This is a genomic window from Salmonella sp. SAL00672, assembly GCF_046552175.1.
In the GTDB taxonomy this organism is placed as follows: domain Bacteria; phylum Pseudomonadota; class Gammaproteobacteria; order Enterobacterales; family Enterobacteriaceae; genus Salmonella; species Salmonella enterica.
In genome coordinates this window covers 403,181-422,235 of the sequence record NZ_JBGDUQ010000003.1, presented here as the reverse complement: position 1 = coordinate 422,235, position 19,055 = coordinate 403,181, and the positions used below count along the sequence as shown (strand labels likewise).

Genomic DNA, 19,055 nt, shown 5'->3' with positions numbered 1-19,055 from the left:
TACGGCCTACATGCCTCAATACCCTACACATTAAAAAAATGACGAGGACACTATGAGCGACACCACGATCCTGCAAAATAATAACCATGTCATTAAGCCCAAAAAATCCGTCGCGCTTTCCGGCGTACCTGCCGGGAACACCGCTCTGTGTACCGTGGGAAAAAGCGGTAACGATCTGCACTATCGCGGTTACGACATTCTCGATCTGGCGGAGCACTGCGAATTTGAAGAAGTCGCGCATTTACTGATCCACGGAAAATTACCGACCCGCGACGAGCTGAACGCGTATAAAAGCAAGTTAAAAGCGCTGCGCGGATTACCCGCTAATGTCCGTACCGTTCTGGAAGCGTTACCGGCGGCCTCGCACCCGATGGACGTGATGCGTACCGGCGTTTCCGCGCTGGGCTGCACCCTGCCGGAAAAAGAGGGACATACCGTCTCCGGCGCGCGCGATATTGCCGATAAGCTGTTGGCCTCGCTCAGCTCTATCCTTCTTTACTGGTATCACTACAGCCACAACGGCGAACGTATTCAGCCGGAAACCGACGATGATTCCATCGGCGGCCATTTCCTGCATCTGCTGCACGGTGAAAAGCCAACCCAAAGCTGGGAAAAGGCGATGCATATTTCGCTGGTGCTGTATGCCGAGCATGAGTTCAACGCCTCGACGTTTACCAGCCGGGTGATTGCCGGAACCGGCTCGGATGTCTACTCCGCGATTATCGGCGCGATTGGCGCGCTGCGCGGCCCGAAACACGGCGGGGCGAATGAGGTGTCGCTGGAAATTCAACAGCGTTATGAAACGCCGGACGAGGCAGAGGCGGATATCCGTAAACGCGTGGAAAACAAAGAGGTGGTGATTGGCTTTGGACATCCGGTTTACACCATCGCCGACCCGCGCCATCAGGTGATCAAACGGGTGGCGAAACAGCTTTCAGAAGAAGGCGGCTCGCTGAAGATGTACCACATCGCCGACCGTCTGGAAACGGTGATGTGGGAGACCAAAAAGATGTTCCCGAATCTCGACTGGTTTTCGGCGGTCTCCTACAACATGATGGGCGTCCCTACCGAAATGTTCACCCCGCTGTTTGTCATCGCCCGCGTTACCGGCTGGGCGGCGCACATTATTGAACAGCGTCAGGACAACAAAATTATTCGTCCCTCTGCCAACTATACCGGGCCGGACGATCGCCAGTTTGTGCCGATCGAAAAGCGTTGCTAATTAAAACCTCTAAATATAAAAACAGGAGTTGTACCCTATGTCCGCACATATTTCGAACATCCGCCCAGACTTTGACCGTGAAATCGTTGATATCGTTGATTACGTTATGAATTACGAGATCACCTCAAAGGTGGCGTACGACACCGCGCATTATTGCCTGCTCGACACGCTCGGCTGTGGTCTGGAAGCGCTGGAATACCCGGCCTGTAAAAAATTGCTTGGGCCGATCGTGCCAGGCACGGTGGTGCCCAACGGCGCACGCGTGCCGGGCACCCAGTTCCAGCTCGATCCGGTACAGGCAGCCTTTAACATTGGCGCGATGATCCGCTGGCTCGATTTTAACGATACCTGGCTTGCCGCCGAGTGGGGCCATCCTTCTGATAACCTCGGCGGTATTCTGGCGACGGCGGACTGGCTGTCACGCAACGCCGTCGCCGCCGGCAAAGCGCCGCTGACCATGAAACTGGTATTGAGCGGGATGATCAAAGCCCATGAAATTCAGGGCTGCATCGCGCTGGAAAACGCCTTCAACCGTGTCGGGCTTGACCATGTGCTGCTGGTGAAAGTGGCCTCGACCGCGGTGGTCGCTGAAATGCTGGGGCTGACGCGCGATGAGATCCTCAACGCGGTATCGCTGGTGTGGGTGGATGGGCAGTCGTTGCGCACTTATCGTCATGCGCCGAATACCGGTACGCGCAAATCCTGGGCGGCGGGCGACGCTACCTCACGCGCGGTACGTCTGGCGCTGATGGCGAAAACCGGCGAGATGGGCTATCCCTCGGCGCTCACCGCCAAAACCTGGGGCTTCTACGACGTTTCATTCAAAGGTGAAACGTTCCGTTTCCAGCGACCTTACGGCTCCTACGTGATGGAAAACGTGCTATTTAAAATTTCTTTCCCGGCAGAATTCCACTCGCAAACCGCCGTCGAAGCGGCGATGACGCTGTATGAGCAGATGCAGGCCGCGGGTAAAACGGCAGCGGATATCGAGAAAGTGACCATCCGCACCCACGAAGCCTGTCTCCGCATTATCGATAAAAAAGGCCCGCTCAATAACCCGGCGGACCGCGATCACTGTATCCAGTATATGGTCGCCGTGCCGCTGCTGTTCGGACGGTTAACCGCGGCGGATTATGAAGATGAGGTGGCGCAGGACAAGCGTATTGACGCCCTGCGCGAGAAAATCGTGTGTTATGAGGACCCGGCTTTTACCGCCGACTATCACGACCCGGAAAAACGAGCTATCGGCAATGCGATCACCGTGGAGTTTACTGATGGCTCACGCTTTGGCGAGGTTGTCGTGGAGTATCCGATTGGTCATGCGCGTCGCCGCGCCGACGGTATTCCGAAGCTTATCGAAAAATTTAAAATTAACCTGGCGCGTCAGTTCCCGACTCGCCAGCAGCAACGCATTCTGGATGTCTCCCTGGACAGAGCCCGCCTGGAGCAGATGCCGGTTAACGAATACCTCGATTTATATGTCATCTGAGCCAGCCAGCAGTAAGGCGTAAGTTCAACAGGAGAGCGTGATGTCTTTTAGCGAATTTTATCAGCGTTCCATTAATGAACCGGAGGCGTTCTGGGCCGAGCAGGCCCGGCGTATCGACTGGCGACAGCCGTTTACGCAGACGCTGGATCATAGCCGTCCACCGTTTGCCCGCTGGTTTTGCGGCGGCACCACTAACTTATGTCATAACGCCGTTGACCGCTGGCGGGATAAACAGCCGGAGGCGCTGGCGCTGATTGCCGTCTCATCAGAGACCGATGAAGAGCGTACATTTACCTTCAGCCAGTTGTATGACGAGGTCAACATTGTGGCCGCCATGTTGCTGTCGCTGGGCGTGCAGCGTGGCGATCGCGTATTGGTCTATATGCCAATGATTGCCGAAGCGCAGATAACGCTGCTGGCCTGCGCGCGCATTGGCGCGATCCATTCGGTGGTCTTTGGCGGTTTTGCCTCGCACAGCGTGGCGGCGCGGATTGACGATGCCAGACCGGCGCTGATTGTGTCGGCGGATGCCGGAGCGCGGGGCGGTAAAATCCTGCCGTATAAAAAGCTGCTCGATGACGCTATTGCGCAGGCGCAGCATCAGCCGAAACACGTTCTGCTGGTGGACAGAGGGCTGGCGAAAATGGCGTGGGTGGATGGGCGCGATCTGGATTTTGCCACGTTGCGCCAGCAGCATCTCGGTGCGAGCGTGCCGGTGGCGTGGCTGGAATCCAATGAAACCTCGTGCATTCTTTACACCTCCGGCACTACCGGCAAACCGAAAGGCGTCCAGCGCGACGTCGGCGGCTATGCGGTGGCGCTGGCAACCTCGATGGACACCATTTTTGGCGGCAAGGCGGGCGGCGTATTCTTTTGCGCATCGGATATCGGCTGGGTCGTCGGCCACTCCTATATCGTTTACGCGCCGCTGCTGGCAGGCATGGCGACTATTGTTTACGAAGGACTGCCGACGTACCCGGACTGCGGGGTCTGGTGGAAAATTGTCGAGAAATACCAGGTTAACCGGATGTTTTCCGCCCCGACCGCGATTCGCGTGCTGAAAAAATTCCCGACGGCGCAAATCCGCAATCACGATCTCTCCTCGCTGGAGGCGCTTTATCTGGCCGGTGAGCCGCTGGACGAGCCGACGGCCAGTTGGGTGACGGAGACGCTGGGCGTACCGGTCATCGACAATTATTGGCAGACGGAGTCCGGCTGGCCGATCATGGCGCTGGCCCGCGCGCTGGACGACAGGCCGTCGCGTCTGGGAAGTCCCGGCGTGCCGATGTACGGTTATAACGTCCAGCTACTCAATGAAGTCACCGGCGAGCCCTGCGGCATAAATGAAAAGGGAATGCTGGTGATTGAAGGGCCGCTGCCGCCGGGCTGTATTCAGACTATTTGGGGCGACGATGCGCGTTTTGTGAACACTTACTGGTCGCTGTTTAACCGTCAGGTTTATGCCACCTTCGACTGGGGAATCCGCGACGCCGAGGGGTATTACTTTATTCTGGGCCGTACCGATGATGTGATTAATATTGCGGGTCATCGGCTGGGGACGCGAGAAATAGAAGAAAGTATCTCCAGTTACCCGAACGTAGCGGAAGTGGCGGTAGTGGGGATAAAGGACGCTCTGAAAGGGCAGGTAGCGGTGGCGTTTGTCATTCCGAAGCAGAGCGATACGCTGGCGGATCGCGAGGCGGCGCGCGACGAGGAAAACGCGATTATGGCGCTGGTAGACAATCAGATTGGTCACTTTGGTCGTCCGGCGCATGTCTGGTTTGTCTCGCAGCTCCCCAAAACGCGTTCCGGAAAGATGCTTCGCCGCACGATCCAGGCGATCTGCGAAGGCCGCGATCCGGGCGATCTGACAACCATTGACGATCCCGCGTCGTTGCAGCAAATTCGCCAGGCGATCGAAGAATAGCCGTAAGCCGGATAAGCCGCGTCCGGCAACGGGTTAGACTCAGCGACTGAATAGTGGGGTGTAAAGTCGGGAAAGGGCGGCAGCGCGCCGCCCTGTAACAGAATTAACGCAGAATATTTTTCTCAGCCAGATCCAGTGCGAAGTAACTGAAAATCAAATCGGCGCCGGCGCGTTTAATCGAGCCCAGACTTTCCAGCACGACCTTTTCTTCATCAATGGCGCCAGCCATAGCAGCAAATTTAATCATGGCGTATTCACCGCTCACCTGGTAAGCGCCAAGCGGCAACTCTGTGCGTTCGCGGATTTCACGCAGCACGTCCAGATACGCGCCGGCCGGTTTCACCATTAAGCAATCCGCGCCCTGGGCTTCGTCGAGCAGTGATTCACGAATCGCTTCACGGCGGTTCATCGGATTCATTTGATACGTCTTGCGGTCGCCTTTTAACGCGGTGCCCGCTGCTTCACGGAAGGGGCCGTAGAAAGAAGAGGCGAACTTGGTGGAGTAGGACATTATTGCCGTATCGGTAAAACCGGCGGCATCCAGCGCCTGGCGGATAGCCTGGACTTGTCCATCCATGGCTGCGGAGGGCGCAATAAAATCTGCTCCAGCCGCCGCCGCGATAACGGCCTGCTTGCCGAGGTTGGCCAGCGTCGCATCGTTATCCACGCCGTGTTCGCACAACACGCCGCAGTGGCCGTGCGAGGTGTATTCGCAGAAGCAGGTGTCGGACATGACGATCATCTCCGGCACGGTTTGCTTACAGATGCGGGACATTCTTGCCACCAGGCCGTCTTCTTTCCAGGTATCGCTGCCGGTGTCATCAGTATGGTGAGAAATGCCGAAGGTCATAACGGAACGAATGCCAGCATTTGCGATACGTTCAATCTCTCGCGCCAGCTGCTTTTCCGGGATACGCATTACGCCGGGCATGGCATCAATAGCTTTGTAATCGTCGAGTTCTTCTTCAACAAAGATCGGCAACACCAGGTCGTTCAGGCTAAGTGTTGTCTCTTCAAACATAGCGCGCAGCGCAGCGGATTTGCGCAGGCGGCGAGGGCGATGGATAAGGTCTGTCATGGTCTGCCTGATGTTTGTGGAATCGAAGGCCCAGTATACCTGAATCTGCAGGCAGATGTTTTACGAAAACGGTCCTTAACGTAGCAGGCGCAGCCCCGGCGGCGGCAGAACATGGCGCTTCTTTTATATACCGAAGATTAATACCTCAGGCACTATATCATTTTAAATAAGAATTAGTTTTACGTTGTTTTTAGTTTTATTTCATCATCATTTAAGTAAATGTGGATTTTGACATTATTCATATTTATTTTGTTTTTCTTTAATTCATATTCATCTTATATGTATTTTGTTTTTTTATTGTCTTGCAAGGCCATGAAAAAGAACGCTTTTTAATTATCAATTTTCCTTTTGTTACGCCTTTTTAATTCATGTCCGAATCCGGACTGAGGATAAAGAATAATTGAACCTTTTAGCAATGACGCCGCATAATCCTTCTTGCTAAACATCTGTATGTTTTTATGCATTGATAATTGATGGATCAACTATATTACGTCCCTGAGGAGGGATGACAAATGCACTCCTGGAAAAAGAAACTTGTAGTCTCACAATTAGCATTGGCTTGCACTCTGGCAATCACTTCTCAGGCGAATGCTCAAGATATTTCTGGCACAACCTACAACACGTTTGGTTACGACAGTGTAACTAACCATGATGGTTGGTTGTATGATGGCTATGTAAACTGGAATAACACTTCTGCTGATTCTACCAACATCTGGAATGCCGATATTTATCCAGTAATCAATAAAAGTACTGTGAATGGCGTTATTTCTGCATACTATCTGGACGATGGTTTTGATGGTACAGCGAACTCAATGTCCATTTCTAACAGCACAATCAATGGCATGGTTACTACTCTGTGCATGACTGATGAATGTGATGATGGTGTCGATGAAGATGGTACGAATCATACTCAATACGATCGTTTTAGCCTGACCGTTGATAATTCAACTATCAACGATACCTATGAACATTATTATTATGATGTTGTTGATGGCGATACCACCACGACTAAAGTTGTTGATACTTACGATATTGGTAATGCTATCACTGTTGATGAAGAGTCAGACATCGTCATTCAGAATAACTCTCATGTTGCAGGTATCACTTTCTTACAGGGCTATCAGACGCTTGATAATACCCCGTATGATAATGTTGAAGGTATAGCGAATAGCGATAATATCTTCACTAACACACTGGTTGTTAAAGACTCTGTCCTGACTTCTGGTGCCTATAGCGATCTGGGAACTGATGGTTTCTACGGTCAGGGCGAGAAGCCAAGCGACTACAATGGCACTGCAGATTACTGGTTTAGCTACAATGATGATGATCCCCTTGATGATGCCGCGTTAATTGTTAGCGATAATACTAACGCAGACAACTCAATGCAGACTACCGCTACGTTTGATCATTCCACTATCACTGGTGACATTCTCTTTAGTAGCACCTTCGACAACAACTTCTATGAGAATGGTGATCCTGCAACGGATACTACGGATGATGGTGTCTATAATCCAACAACGAATGGTTGGGATGATACTGACTCTTTAACCGTGACGCTGACCAATGGCTCGAAATGGGTTGGCGCGGCTCAATCTGAAGTTGAGGCAATCGGCACTGGTAAGATGTACGGTTGGGGATATACCGATGCTGATTGGCATGCTTTAGTACCAAACAGCATTTGGCCGTCTTCAACTTACTATTCTGATGATGAGCACCTTGCTGGCGCAGAGGTTTATCAGAGCGGTATCTTTAATATTGCGCTGGATAACGGCTCTGAATGGGATACTCGCAAGATTTCCAATATTGACGACCTGACAGTGAATAATGTCTCTCAGGTAAATGTTGAAAACTCTGGTTTAATCGCCGACAGCATTACGCTGGCTAATTCTTCTTCTCTGAACATTGGTGACACCGGTGGTGTGGCGACAAATAGTCTGTATCTGGATAGTTACAGTACCGCTTCTCTGACAGAAGAGACCGCTTCTCTGTATGCTAATACCATTACTGTTGATAATGGTGCCCAGCTGAACCTGGGTCTGGGTCAGGTTGATACACATAATGTGATTTTGACTGATGGTGGCGTACTGAATGTCGCCAGCCGTGATTATGTGTTGAACTCTGATCTGAACAACGCACGTTATATTACCAACGACGTTTACGATGCTAATTATGACTACGGTGTGGTTGCATTGAACTCTGATGGTCATCTGGCGGTTAATGGGGACGTTGCAGGTAACTATAAAGTCCGCATTGATAACGCTACTGGTGCAGGTTCTGTTGCTGATTACAAAGATAAAGAAATTGTCCGTGTTTATGACGATAACGCTGACACTACTGCTAGCTTTACTGCAGCTAACAAAGCTGACCTCGGCGCTTACACCTATCAGGCGCAGCAGCAGGATAACTCTGTTGTTCTGCAGCAGATGGAACTGACCGACTACGCTAACATGGCGCTGAGCATTCCTTCTGCGAACACCAATATCTGGAACCTGGAACAAGACACCGTTGGTACTCGTCTGACCAACGCTCGTCATGGTCTGGCGGATAACGGCGGCGCATGGGTAAGCTACTTCGGCGGTAACTTCAACGGCGACAACGGCACCATTAACTACGATCAGGATGTTAATGGCATCATGGTCGGTGTTGATACCAAAGTTGACGGTAACAACGCTAAGTGGATCGTTGGTGCGGCAGCAGGCTTCGCGAAAGGCGATCTGAGCGATCGTACCGGTCAGGTGGATCAGGACAGCCAGTCTGCCTACATCTACTCTTCCGCTCGTTTCGCAAACAACATCTTTGTTGACGGTAACTTGAGCTACTCTCACTTCAACAACGATTTGTCTGCTAACATGAGCGACGGTACTTACGTTGACGGCAACACCTCTTCTGACGCCTGGGGCTTCGGCTTGAAACTGGGTTATGATCTGAAGCTGGGTGATGCAGGCTACGTAACGCCTTACGGTAGCGTATCCGGTCTGTTCCAGTCTGGCGACGACTACCAGCTGAGCAACGACATGAAAGTTGACGGTCAGTCTTACGACAGCATGCGTTATGAACTCGGTGTAGATGCAGGTTATACCTTCACTTACAGCGAAGATCAGGCGCTGACCCCGTACTTCAAACTGGCTTACGTTTACGACGACTCCAACAACGATGCTGACGTAAACGGCGACTCTATCGACAACGGCGTAGAAGGTTCTGCGGTACGTGTTGGTCTGGGTACTCAGTTCAGCTTCACGAAGAACTTCAGCGCCTACACCGATGCTAACTACCTCGGCGGCGGTGATGTTGATCAAGACTGGTCTGCAAACGTTGGTGTTAAATATACCTGGTAATCATTTTCTCTCAGGAGAAATAAAGGTAATTTAAACTGAAAAATGCCCGTCAAGGACTTGACGGGCATTATTGCAAGGAATGCATATGTTATCTTTAAGCAAGCCACTACAGGAATTCTACAGACTCGATAAATGCCTTTCTAAGCATGGTACGCGTTTCGAGTTTGTTAATGATAAAGAGATTATCTGTTCACCTGATGAAAGTAATACCCATACCTTTGTTATTTTAGAGGGGGTTGTTTCGTTAGTTCGCGGTGATAAAGTTCTTATTGGTATTGTGCAGGCCCCCTTTATTTTCGGCTTAGCCGATGGTGTGGCGAAAAAAGAGGCACAATATAAATTAATTGCGGAGAGCGGTTGCATCGGTTATCGCCTCTCATCATCACAAACTCTCGCCATCATTGAGCAGAACCAGCTGTGGCGTGAAGCCTTCTGTTGGATAGTATGGAAAAGTCAGGTACTGGAACTTCGTGACAAGCAGCTCATTGGTAATAATTCTTACGACCAGATTCGTGCGACATTAATGACAATGATTGAGTGGGATGAAGAACTTCGCTCACGTATTGGTGTTATGAATTATATACATCAACGAACGCGCGTATCGCGATCGGTGGTGGCGGAAGTTCTCGCGGCCCTGCGTAAGGGTAATTACATTGAAATGAATAAAGGCAAACTGATCAGTATTAACCGTTTGCCCTCCGAATATTAACAAAAATGTTGCGCCTCGTCTGATATAGCGCGAGGCGCGACGACTCAGGATGCAGGAATAGCAATCGGTTTATTGCCGCTTAGCTCAGTAACCAAATCGTTAATCCCGTCGCTCATATTGGTAAAACGGGTGAGGGGGGAACGGGTTACGACCACAAAAGCGCCAATATTATATTGTGGGATCATCGCCATATAGGTAATAAAACCGCCGCCGCCTCCCGTTTTCTGGATAATGCCAGGACGTCCGTCTTTTGGCGCCATATAGACCCAACCCAGACCGAGCGCGTCGGCTTTACCCGGTACGTCCATCCCGATGATTTTCTTTAACTGTGTGCGCTGATAAATCAACGTTTGCATACGATCGGCCTGTTGGCTACGGTGATAGAAATCTGACGACAGATACTGTTGCATCCAGCGCATCATATCTCCTGGCGTAGAATAGACCCCACCGCTGCCAATGGCAGCCAGCGTATTATTACAGGGGCTTGCGCCTTTCTCTGCCACCATCAGACGCTTACACTGATCGGGAGAAGGGGTAAACGTGGTGTCTTTCATTCCCAGCGGGCGGGTAATCTTTTCTTCAAACAGTTGCGTATAAGGTTTGCCGGAGGCGGTCGCCAGCGCGTCGGCTAACAGGTCGAACGCCAGATTGGAATAGGCCGCCTGCGAGCCTGGCGCGACTTTTAACGTTGCGGTAGAGAGCCAGTTCCAGCGTTGTTCGCGGGTTGGCCAGACAAATACCGGACGATGCGCCGCGCCGCCGGGCTGTTCTCGCGGAAGCGCGCTGGTGTGGGTCGCTAAGTTGACCAACGTAATCGGCGTGCCTTGATACGTCGGGACATGCGCGCCGGGAGGCGCATATTTGCTGAGCGGATCGTTTAATTTTACCGTTCCCTGATCGAGCAATTTTACCAACATTTCACTGGTCATGAGCTTGGTGAGAGAAGCGATACGAATGACCGAATCAAGCTGTGGACGAACATTATTGCCCGGTCTGGTGTCACCGAAACTACGAAACACGCGTTGATTGCCGTCGATCACCACCAGCGCCATGCCCGTGGCGCCGCTACCATAAAAGATATGCTCGGCATAACGATCAACGATATCAGAGGCAAAAACCGGATCGGCAATCGGCTGAGCCGCCTGGACAGAAGTAAGTGATGCCGCAAACAGCATGGCAGTAAAAAGCAGACTACGTTTCAACGGTGATGTCCATAAGTGAAATAACGGTGGTTATGCGTATTTATACTACCCGGCGGCACATTGCAAAACGTTAAAGAGAAAAAAGTGGGTGAAAAAACGTAACGGCGGGTTTTCGTGATGGAGAATGTTTACTTTTGTGATAGAGCGCTTGTGATAACCTGATAGCGTCAGCGTGCCTGCTGTGTATGAAACTCGTCGAAACAATTCTGTTGAGCAGAAATGCGAACTAAGCGTCACAACGTAGGTCACAATGCCTGGTTTAGCCCTTTCATTTGCGTGGGCATGGCGTGCTATTGCCGCCGTCACAGCAGCCGTAATAAAGATAAGAAGTTAGCAGGAGAGCATGATGTTTAAATCTTTTTTCCCAAAGCCAGGGCCGTTTTTCATGTCGGCGTTTGTTTGGGCGCTGATCGCCGTCATTTTCTGGCAGGCGGGAGGAGGAGATTGGGTGGCGCGACTTGTGGGGGCATCCGATGAAGTGCCTATCAGCGCAGCGCGCTTTTGGTCGCTGGACTATCTGATTTTTTATGCTTATTACCTGATTTGCGTGGGATTATTTGCAACGTTCTGGTTCATCTATAGCCCGCACCGCTGGCAGTACTGGTCGATACTTGGCACCTCGCTCATTATTTTTGTCACCTGGTTTTTGGTGGAGGTTGGCGTCGCGGTTAACGCCTGGTACGCACCGTTCTATGATTTGATTCAAACGGCGCTCAGCTCGCCGCACAAGGTCACTCTTGGTCAATTTTATCATGAAGTGGGGGTGTTTCTCGGTATTGCGCTTATCGCCGTGGTGATCGGCGTGCTGAACAACTTCTTTGTCAGCCACTATGTATTTCGCTGGCGTACCGCAATGAATGAGCACTATATGGCGCACTGGCAGTACCTGCGCCATATCGAAGGGGCTGCCCAGCGTGTGCAGGAAGACACCATGCGTTTTGCCTCTACACTGGAGAACATGGGCGTGAGTTTTATCAATGCCATCATGACGCTTATCGCCTTTCTGCCGGTGTTGGTCACCCTGTCAGCGCATGTGCCGGATTTACCCATCGTAGGACATATCCCTTATGGCCTGGTCATTGCCGCCATAGTCTGGTCATTAATGGGGACGGGCCTGCTGGCGGTCGTCGGGATCAAATTGCCGGGGCTGGAATTTAAAAATCAGCGAGTGGAAGCCGCTTATCGTAAGGAGCTGGTCTACGGTGAAGATGACGCCAGCCGCGCCACGCCGCCCACCGTCCGTGAACTGTTTAGCGCGGTGCGCCATAACTACTTCCGTCTCTACTTTCACTATATGTATTTCAACATCGCGCGCATTCTCTATTTGCAGGTCGATAACGTTTTCGGTTTGTTCCTGCTGTTTCCTTCCATTGTTGCCGGTACGATTACGCTGGGGCTGATGACGCAAATCACCAACGTGTTTGGCCAGGTGCGCGGTTCGTTCCAGTATTTGATTAACTCCTGGACGACTCTGGTGGAGCTGATGTCTATTTATAAACGTTTACGTAGCTTTGAACGCCAGTTGGATGGTCAGCCAGTTCAGGAAGTGACCCATTCTTTTAGCTAACAGAAGGAAACGTTATGTCGGCGGCGTCCCGTCTTTATCCTCTGCCTTTTCTGGCGGTCGCCATATTGGCTGGCTGTAGTAGTCAATCCGGGCAGCCGGTGAGCAAGGGCGAGAAGCCTGTCGACGTGGCAAGCGTAGTACGTCAGAAAATGCCGGCCAGTGTCAAAGACAGAGAGGCCTGGGCGAAAGATATCGCGACAACGTTTAAGAGCCAGGGGCTGGCACCGACGGTAGAAAATATCTGTTCGGTGCTGGCTGTCGCCCAGCAGGAGTCCGGTTATCAGGCGGATCCTGTCGTGCCGGGGCTAAGTAAAATCGCCTGGCAGGAGATTGATCGCCGCGCTGAACGACTACACATTCCGCTGTTTCTGGTGCACACCGCGCTGAAAATTAACTCCCCCAACGGCAAGAGCTATAGCGAACGCCTGGACACGGTAAAAACCGAAAAACAGCTTAGCGCTATTTTTGACGACTTTATCAATATGGTCCCTATGGGGCAGACGCTATTTGGCGCATATAACCCGGTGCATACGGGCGGCCCGATGCAGGTCAGCATTGCCTTTGCCGAACAGCACGCGAAAGGTTATCCGTGGAAGATGACGGGTACGGTACGTCAGGAGGTCTTTACGCGCCGTGGCGGGTTGTGGTTTGGAACTTACCATTTGCTGAATTACCCGGCGAACTACAGCGCGCCTGTTTTCCGCTTCGCCGACTTCAACGCGGGATGGTACGCCAGCCGTAACGCTGCGTTCCAGAATGCCGTCAGTAAAGCCAGTGGGGTAAAACTGGCGCTGGATGGCGATCTGATTCGTTATAACAGCAAGGAGCCGGGCAAAACAGAGTTAGCGGTGCGCAAACTGGCAGGGCAGTTGGGAATGAGTGAGCGTGAAATTCGCAGCCAACTGGAGAAAGGCGATAGCCTGGCGTTTGAAAAAACGGCGCTCTACAAGAAAGTCTATAAACTGGCCGAGGCCAAAACGGGCAAGACGCTTGCGCGGGAAATGTTGCCCGGTATTCAACTGGAAAGCCCGAAGATCACGCGTAAGCTGACGACCGCCTGGTTTGCTAAGCGAGTTGATGAGCGACGGGCGCGGTGTATGGGGCGATAAATTTCGCGCTGGGATATTTTCTCCAGCGCGCTAAGGTTTATTGGTGACGGTGACGCCAGCGTAAAAACGCGGCGATAACGGCAAAAATGAGGCAGCCCGTGAGGAAGGGCACCAGGCCAAAAATCGTCCCGACGCCCAGCCCAATCTCTACCCGTGGTCGACCTGTATCCTGTACCTGCATCAGATGCTCATAGATACCCGGCGCATGAACCAGCAGGTTTAAGAGTTGCGCTCCGGCCCAGAAGCAAAACAGTACAAATATGGCGTAAGCAATATTTCCGGGCGTAGAGGAGGTTTCTCGATGCTTCCCGCTGAACAGCGATTTTGAGAGAGTGAAATCAGCCATAAAGACCTCCAGGATGATCGGCTACGATCTGGCGTTATGCCATCGGCTTACTGTGAAGTCTGACAGGTCATTGTGTTTGTCAATATCAGAATCATGGTAATTTCACATATGGAATGTATCCATCGCGTAAATTTTTGTTAGTTGTCACAAAACGATCACTTTTATCAAAATCAATTAACATTTAAGAAATTCCGTATCCCCCACAGACTCGCTCGCCAGAAGTATGCAAAAATACGTTTTTGTTGCTGTTAATACGTCGGAGTCGTTATGCGTTTGCCTGTAAAAATTCGTCGTGACTGGCACTACTATGCCTTCTCTATTGGCCTTATCTTTATTTTGAATGGCGTCGTAGGATTGCTGGGTTTTGAGGCGAAAGGATGGCAAACCTATGGCGTTGGGCTGGTAACGTGGATTATCAGCTTCTGGCTGGCGGGGTTCATCATTCGCCGGCGCGAAGATGATGAGGTAAAAGACGCCCGATAAACGTTGCGCTATCGGGCGTGCGCTATTACATCGTGGTTTTTAAGGCGTTATTCGCCGTATGGCGTTCCAGCGCCAGCTCAATCAGGCGGCTGATCAAATCGGTATAGCCCAATCCGCTCGCCTGCCAGAGTTTTGGATACATACTGATATTGGTAAAACCTGGCAGCGTATTGATCTCGTTAATCACGACCTCATTGTCTGCCGTTAAAAAGACATCGACACGCGCCATACCCGCGCACCCCAGCGTCTGATAAGCCTGGATCGCAATCGCGCGAATCTTGTCATTCACCCCGGAAGGGAGCTGCGCAGGTACGACAACTTGTGCGCCGTTATCATCAATATACTTAGTATCGTAGGCGTAAAATTCGCTATTCAGTACGATTTCGCCGCAGGTGCTGGCCTGTGGGTTATCGTTACCTAATACGGCGCATTCGATCTCGCGCCCTTTGATCCCTTGCTCCACCACCACTTTATGATCGAATTCGAAAGCCAGCGCGACCGCCTGCTGATATTGCGCTTCGTTAGCGACTTTACTGACGCCGACCGAAGAGCCCTGATTGGCGGGCTTAACGAACAGCGGCAGTCCCAGACGGGATTCAACCTCGGCAAAACTAAACGCGTGACGATTCGTTCGGGTGAGTGTAATAAACGGGGCGATATTCAGTCCTGCATCGCGTAGCAGTCGTTTGGCGACGTCTTTATCCATGCAGGCTGCGGAGCTCAGCACGTCTGAACCGACAAACGGTAAGTTTGCGACGCGCAGCATCCCCTGCAATGAGCCGTCTTCGCCCAGCGTACCGTGGACGATAGGAAAAATAACATCTACCGTCGGTAGCGGCTGCCCGTTCTGAGCGTTAATCAATTGGTGTTGGTGTTTGCCAGGCACCTGGGCCAGACTGATTGCCGAAGGACGTAGCGCGATACGTGCCGGATCGTCTGCATTCTGCAAATAATTTTCCGCATCGTTAACATGCCATTGTCCCGCCTTATCTATCCCTAACAGCACCACGTCGAAGCGGGTTTTATCGATCGCATCAACGATATTTTTCGCTGATTGCAAAGACACTTCATGTTCCGCCGACTTACCGCCAAATACTATTCCTACCCGCAATTTCGCCATCTTAAAAACCCATTCCATCGAATGCAAAGCGTATACATTACCACGACAAAACGCGGGTTTCGCGGGCTTCTGCCATAATGTTTATGGGATGTGAGAACGGAGGCCGCGTGAGAGGTAAGGGTTTTCTGATTATTGTGCTGTTGGGCGGCATTGGCGGGCTGGGATATCGTTATCTTCCCTCTTATTATAATCCTTTTGCTCCGCTACAACTTGCCGATCCGCCAGGCTGGATCACTACCTTCAAACTACAGCGCCTGACGCCGTCGCAGTGCCGGGAGCTTTTGACGGCGGCCAATCAACAGGGATTAATTTCATCACAACCTGTTGCGGATAGCGCTGGTGAATGTCCCTTATCCCATGTTGTGCGCGTCAGAGATTTTGGCCAGGTAAAACTGAGCAGCAGTTTTTTAGCCTCCTGCCCGTTGGCGCTGCGCTCCGCGCTGTTTGTCGAACAGCAGGCAAAACCTTTAACAGAAACGTGGATGAAGCGCCGCCTGACCCGTATCGAACATCTGGGCAGCTATGCCTGCCGTAATATTTATCACCGCCCGGATGCGCGTCGCAGTGAACATGCCAGCGCAGAAGCGCTGGATGTCAGCGGGTTTCAGCTATCGGATGGCCGAAAAATCACTGTCCTGCGCGGCTGGGGGCGTCAGGAGACGGGGCCCTGGTTACGCGCTATGTTAAACGCCAGTTGCCATTATTATGGCAATGGGCTCGGGCCTGACTATAACGCTGCGCATGCTAACCATTTTCATCTTGGAATGCGGGGCTACGGCGTGTGTCGTTAAAGCATAAACGTCTGCCTTGCGCGGCTATATAATGTGACATGTTTCACAAAAATGATGAACGGGGAGACAAAATAGCAAAGTGTGACGTATCGCACCTCTGGAACCACCAGGAAAAAGAGAACTTGCTAAGCTAGCGCGTATTTTCAGCTACTTACCGTTACGAGTCTTATGGAATCCTGGAAAGTTAATCTAATTTCCGTTTGGTTTGGATGTTTTTTTACCGGGCTGGCAATCAGCCAAATCCTGCCATTCTTACCCCTTTATATTTCCCAGCTTGGCGTCTCTTCCCATGAAGCGTTATCAATGTGGTCCGGGTTAACGTTTAGCATCACGTTTCTTATTTCCGCCATTGTGTCGCCGATGTGGGGCAGTCTCGCCGATCGTAAAGGGCGTAAACTGATGCTATTGCGCGCGTCGCTCGGGATGGCGATAGCTATTCTACTGCAGGCATTTGCGACCCATGTCTGGCAACTTTTCCTGTTGCGCGGAATCATGGGGTTAACGTCAGGCTATATCCCCAATGCCATGGCGCTGGTAGCCTCTCAGGTACCACGCGAACGTAGCGGCTGGGCGCTCAGTACGCTTTCTACCGCGCAGATCAGCGGCGTTATCGGCGGGCCGTTAATGGGCGGCTTTGTCGCGGATCATATCGGGCTGCGGGCGGTATTTCTGATTACCGCCATGCTGTTGGTGGTGAGCTTTCTGGTCACGCTATTTTTAATTAAAGAAGGCGTGCGTCCGGTCATCAAGAAAAGCGAACGCCTGAGCGGTAAAGCCGTTTTTGCGTCGTTACCTTATCCTGCGTTGGTGATCAGTTTGTTTTTTACCACGATGGTCATTCAACTCTGTAATGGTTCCATCAGTCCAATTCTGGCGCTGTTTATCAAATCAATGATGCCGGACAGTAATAACATCGCCTTTCTTAGCGGGTTAATTGCCTCGGTGCCCGGTATCTCCGCGCTTATCTCCGCGCCTCGTCTGGGAAAACTTGGCGACAGAATCGGCACGGAAAGAATTCTGATGGCCACCCTTATCTGCGCAGTGCTGCTTTTCTTCGCGATGTCCTGGGTCACCACGCCGTTCCAGTTGGGGCTGTTACGTTTCTTGTTAGGCTTTGCCGATGGCGCGATGTTACCCGCCGTACAAACGTTATTGGTGAAATACTCCAGCGATCAAATTACCGGACGTATTTTTGGCTACAACCAGTCATTTATGTACCTGGGCAACGTGGTTGGGCCGTTGATGGGCGCGACGGTATCGGCGATGGCCGGTTTCCGCTGGGTTTTTATCGCTACGGCGGCGATCGTTTTGATCAATATCGGGCAACTGACCCTGGCGTTACGTCGTCGGCGTAACGCGCAAAAAGCGAAAGGCCAATAGCGGTGCATCGTAACGGCGCTTCTGCCGTTACGATATGGTTTAAATTAAAAGATATATTCTTTATCCGTGAAGTTTTTCTATAGATGGCATAACCTTAAATTATGATATAGCGTGATTATTGTTTTTTGATGGTTTATTATCGTCTCGTTTACGGCCTGAGAAACGTTTCGCTGCGGCGACAGTGATAATTATTTGTGTAAAGTTCTTCCTGTATCATAAAAATAGTACTTTCAGCCTCTAGGCAGTGGTTCTTCATAGTGATAACGTCACCCTGGAACTAATAAGGAAATATGGTCATGAAAAATCTCATAGCAGAGTTGTTGCTTAAGCTAGCCCAAAAAGAAGAAGAGTCGAAAGAACTGGTTGCTCAGGTAGAAGCGTTAGAGATTATCGTCACAGCAATGTTACGTAACATGGCGCAAAACGAGCAGGAGATGTTGATACGTCAGGTAGAGGGGGCACTTGAAGGCGTAAAGCCGGATGCCAGCGTTCCTGATCACGATACGGAATTGCTGCGCCAATATGTAAAAAAGTTGCTGAGACACCCCCGGCACTAATCGTATTTAAAACAACACAGTTGTTATAACGTTACTTTTATAAAATAGCCCTGGCCGCTTCGTTTTTATTTTGCTCTGTATTAACCAGAAGAAAATAAAAACGAAGCGGCTATGGTAATAACAGTGTAACGTTATGCGTTGTTCTTCTGCATCCTGCGTGACTGTGGATAATCGAGTTGCACATTAGCCTACGGTTTGTCAATCAATAAAACATTTATTGCTAACGGTAAGTAATACTTTTACTGCCGGGTGGTATTTTTGCCAGTAACAGCCAGACTTATATAAAGTCCCTGGGATATTTCCCAAAGGGACAACGTGTAATGCGTACACTGACAAAAGGATGGTGCTATGAAAATAACATTACTGGTGACTTTACTTTTTGGCCTGGTCTTTTTAACCGCCGTCAGCGCAACCGAAAAACCGTTAACACCGCAACAGCAGCGCATGACGACCTGTAATCAGCAGGCGACAGCGCAAGCGTTGAAAGGCGATGCACGTAAAACTTACCTTAGCGACTGTCTAAAAAACAGCCAGTCAGGCCCTGGCGAGAAAAGCCTGACGCCGCAACAGCAGAAAATGCGTGAATGCAATGTTCAGGCGACGGAACAATCCCTGAAAGGCGATGACCGTAGCAAGTTTATGAGCGCCTGCCTGAAAAAAGCGGCGTAGTGCTATCGGGTGAGCCCTGAAAAACACTCACCCGAAATTTCATACTTCCTCCATGCGCTCTGTTTCTATAA

General features: G+C 51.1%; 16 protein-coding genes. 12 read left to right on the top strand and 4 right to left on the bottom strand.

What is annotated here, in order from left to right:
• The first annotated feature begins 52 nt into the window (after positions 1-52).
• From prpC to prpE, 3 genes are read left to right on the top strand one after another with little or no spacing between them, the layout of a single operon-like run.
• Positions 53-1,222, top strand: a complete 1,170-nt coding sequence (gene prpC / locus ACLJTG_RS11940; protein WP_079951167.1) for a 2-methylcitrate synthase — start codon at positions 53-55, stop codon at positions 1,220-1,222.
• 37 nt (positions 1,223-1,259) lie between these two features.
• Entirely contained in the window at positions 1,260-2,711 is a 1,452-nt protein-coding gene (locus ACLJTG_RS11935) for a bifunctional 2-methylcitrate dehydratase/aconitate hydratase (RefSeq protein ID WP_079951166.1), read from the top strand.
• A gap of 40 nt (positions 2,712-2,751) precedes the next feature.
• Positions 2,752-4,638: a propionate--CoA ligase gene (gene prpE, locus ACLJTG_RS11930; protein ID WP_079951165.1), complete on the top strand. Its 1,887-nt coding sequence runs from the start codon at positions 2,752-2,754 to the stop codon at positions 4,636-4,638.
• A gap of 103 nt (positions 4,639-4,741) precedes the next feature.
• Here prpE and hemB read toward each other — a convergent pair whose 3' ends face one another.
• Positions 4,742-5,716, bottom strand: coding sequence for a porphobilinogen synthase (gene hemB, locus ACLJTG_RS11925; RefSeq protein WP_000130724.1), 975 nt, complete (start codon positions 5,714-5,716; stop codon positions 4,742-4,744).
• Between the two features lie 512 nt (positions 5,717-6,228).
• Between hemB and ACLJTG_RS11920 the strand changes: the two genes are divergently transcribed.
• Positions 6,229-9,051 (top strand): autotransporter outer membrane beta-barrel domain-containing protein, encoded by a 2,823-nt coding sequence (locus tag ACLJTG_RS11920; RefSeq protein WP_079951164.1) that lies wholly within the window; start codon positions 6,229-6,231, stop codon positions 9,049-9,051.
• Positions 9,052-9,136: 85 nt separating this feature from the next.
• Positions 9,137-9,760 (top strand): hydrogen peroxide resistance inhibitor IprA, encoded by a 624-nt coding sequence (iprA, locus tag ACLJTG_RS11915; RefSeq protein WP_000950242.1) that lies wholly within the window; start codon positions 9,137-9,139, stop codon positions 9,758-9,760.
• Positions 9,761-9,804: 44 nt separating this feature from the next.
• On the opposite strand, the gene ampH is transcribed toward iprA, so the two are convergent.
• Positions 9,805-10,962, bottom strand: a complete 1,158-nt coding sequence (gene ampH / locus ACLJTG_RS11910) for a D-alanyl-D-alanine-carboxypeptidase/endopeptidase AmpH (protein WP_000830777.1) — start codon at positions 10,960-10,962, stop codon at positions 9,805-9,807.
• A gap of 346 nt (positions 10,963-11,308) precedes the next feature.
• Here ampH and sbmA point away from each other — a divergent pair, with 346 nt between their 5' ends.
• Together sbmA and yaiW are read left to right on the top strand one after the other, a co-directional pair.
• Positions 11,309-12,529: a peptide antibiotic transporter SbmA gene (gene sbmA, locus ACLJTG_RS11905; RefSeq protein WP_000477023.1), complete on the top strand. Its 1,221-nt coding sequence runs from the start codon at positions 11,309-11,311 to the stop codon at positions 12,527-12,529.
• Positions 12,530-12,543: 14 nt separating this feature from the next.
• On the top strand, positions 12,544-13,638 hold the full coding sequence (yaiW, locus tag ACLJTG_RS11900) for a surface-exposed outer membrane lipoprotein YaiW (RefSeq protein WP_001271416.1): 1,095 nt from the start codon (positions 12,544-12,546) through the stop codon (positions 13,636-13,638).
• A gap of 37 nt (positions 13,639-13,675) precedes the next feature.
• Here yaiW and ACLJTG_RS11895 read toward each other — a convergent pair whose 3' ends face one another.
• Positions 13,676-13,984, bottom strand: coding sequence for a YaiY family protein (locus tag ACLJTG_RS11895; RefSeq protein ID WP_000763139.1), 309 nt, complete (start codon positions 13,982-13,984; stop codon positions 13,676-13,678).
• Between the two features lie 267 nt (positions 13,985-14,251).
• Here ACLJTG_RS11895 and ACLJTG_RS11890 point away from each other — a divergent pair, with 267 nt between their 5' ends.
• Positions 14,252-14,467 carry a DUF2754 family protein gene (locus tag ACLJTG_RS11890; protein WP_001239240.1) on the top strand — a complete coding sequence of 72 codons (216 nt, stop codon included), beginning with the start codon at positions 14,252-14,254 and terminating at the stop codon, positions 14,465-14,467.
• Between the two features lie 25 nt (positions 14,468-14,492).
• Here the strand turns inward: ACLJTG_RS11890 and ddlA are convergent, their stop codons facing one another.
• Positions 14,493-15,587 (bottom strand): D-alanine--D-alanine ligase, encoded by a 1,095-nt coding sequence (ddlA, locus tag ACLJTG_RS11885; protein WP_198898205.1) that lies wholly within the window; start codon positions 15,585-15,587, stop codon positions 14,493-14,495.
• 77 nt (positions 15,588-15,664) lie between these two features.
• Here ddlA and ACLJTG_RS11880 point away from each other — a divergent pair, with 77 nt between their 5' ends.
• From ACLJTG_RS11880 to psiF, 4 genes are all read left to right on the top strand, one after another.
• Entirely contained in the window at positions 15,665-16,378 is a 714-nt protein-coding gene (locus ACLJTG_RS11880) for an extensin family protein (RefSeq protein WP_000480794.1), read from the top strand.
• Between the two features lie 168 nt (positions 16,379-16,546).
• Complete coding sequence (locus tag ACLJTG_RS11875; protein ID WP_000446768.1) at positions 16,547-17,758, top strand: multidrug efflux MFS transporter; 1,212 nt, start codon at positions 16,547-16,549, stop codon at positions 17,756-17,758.
• Between the two features lie 296 nt (positions 17,759-18,054).
• Complete coding sequence (gene iraP / locus ACLJTG_RS11870) at positions 18,055-18,315, top strand: anti-adapter protein IraP (protein WP_001518423.1); 261 nt, start codon at positions 18,055-18,057, stop codon at positions 18,313-18,315.
• A gap of 348 nt (positions 18,316-18,663) precedes the next feature.
• Positions 18,664-18,984 (top strand): phosphate starvation-inducible protein PsiF, encoded by a 321-nt coding sequence (psiF, locus tag ACLJTG_RS11865; RefSeq protein ID WP_079951161.1) that lies wholly within the window; start codon positions 18,664-18,666, stop codon positions 18,982-18,984.
• Positions 18,985-19,055 lie beyond the last annotated feature (71 nt).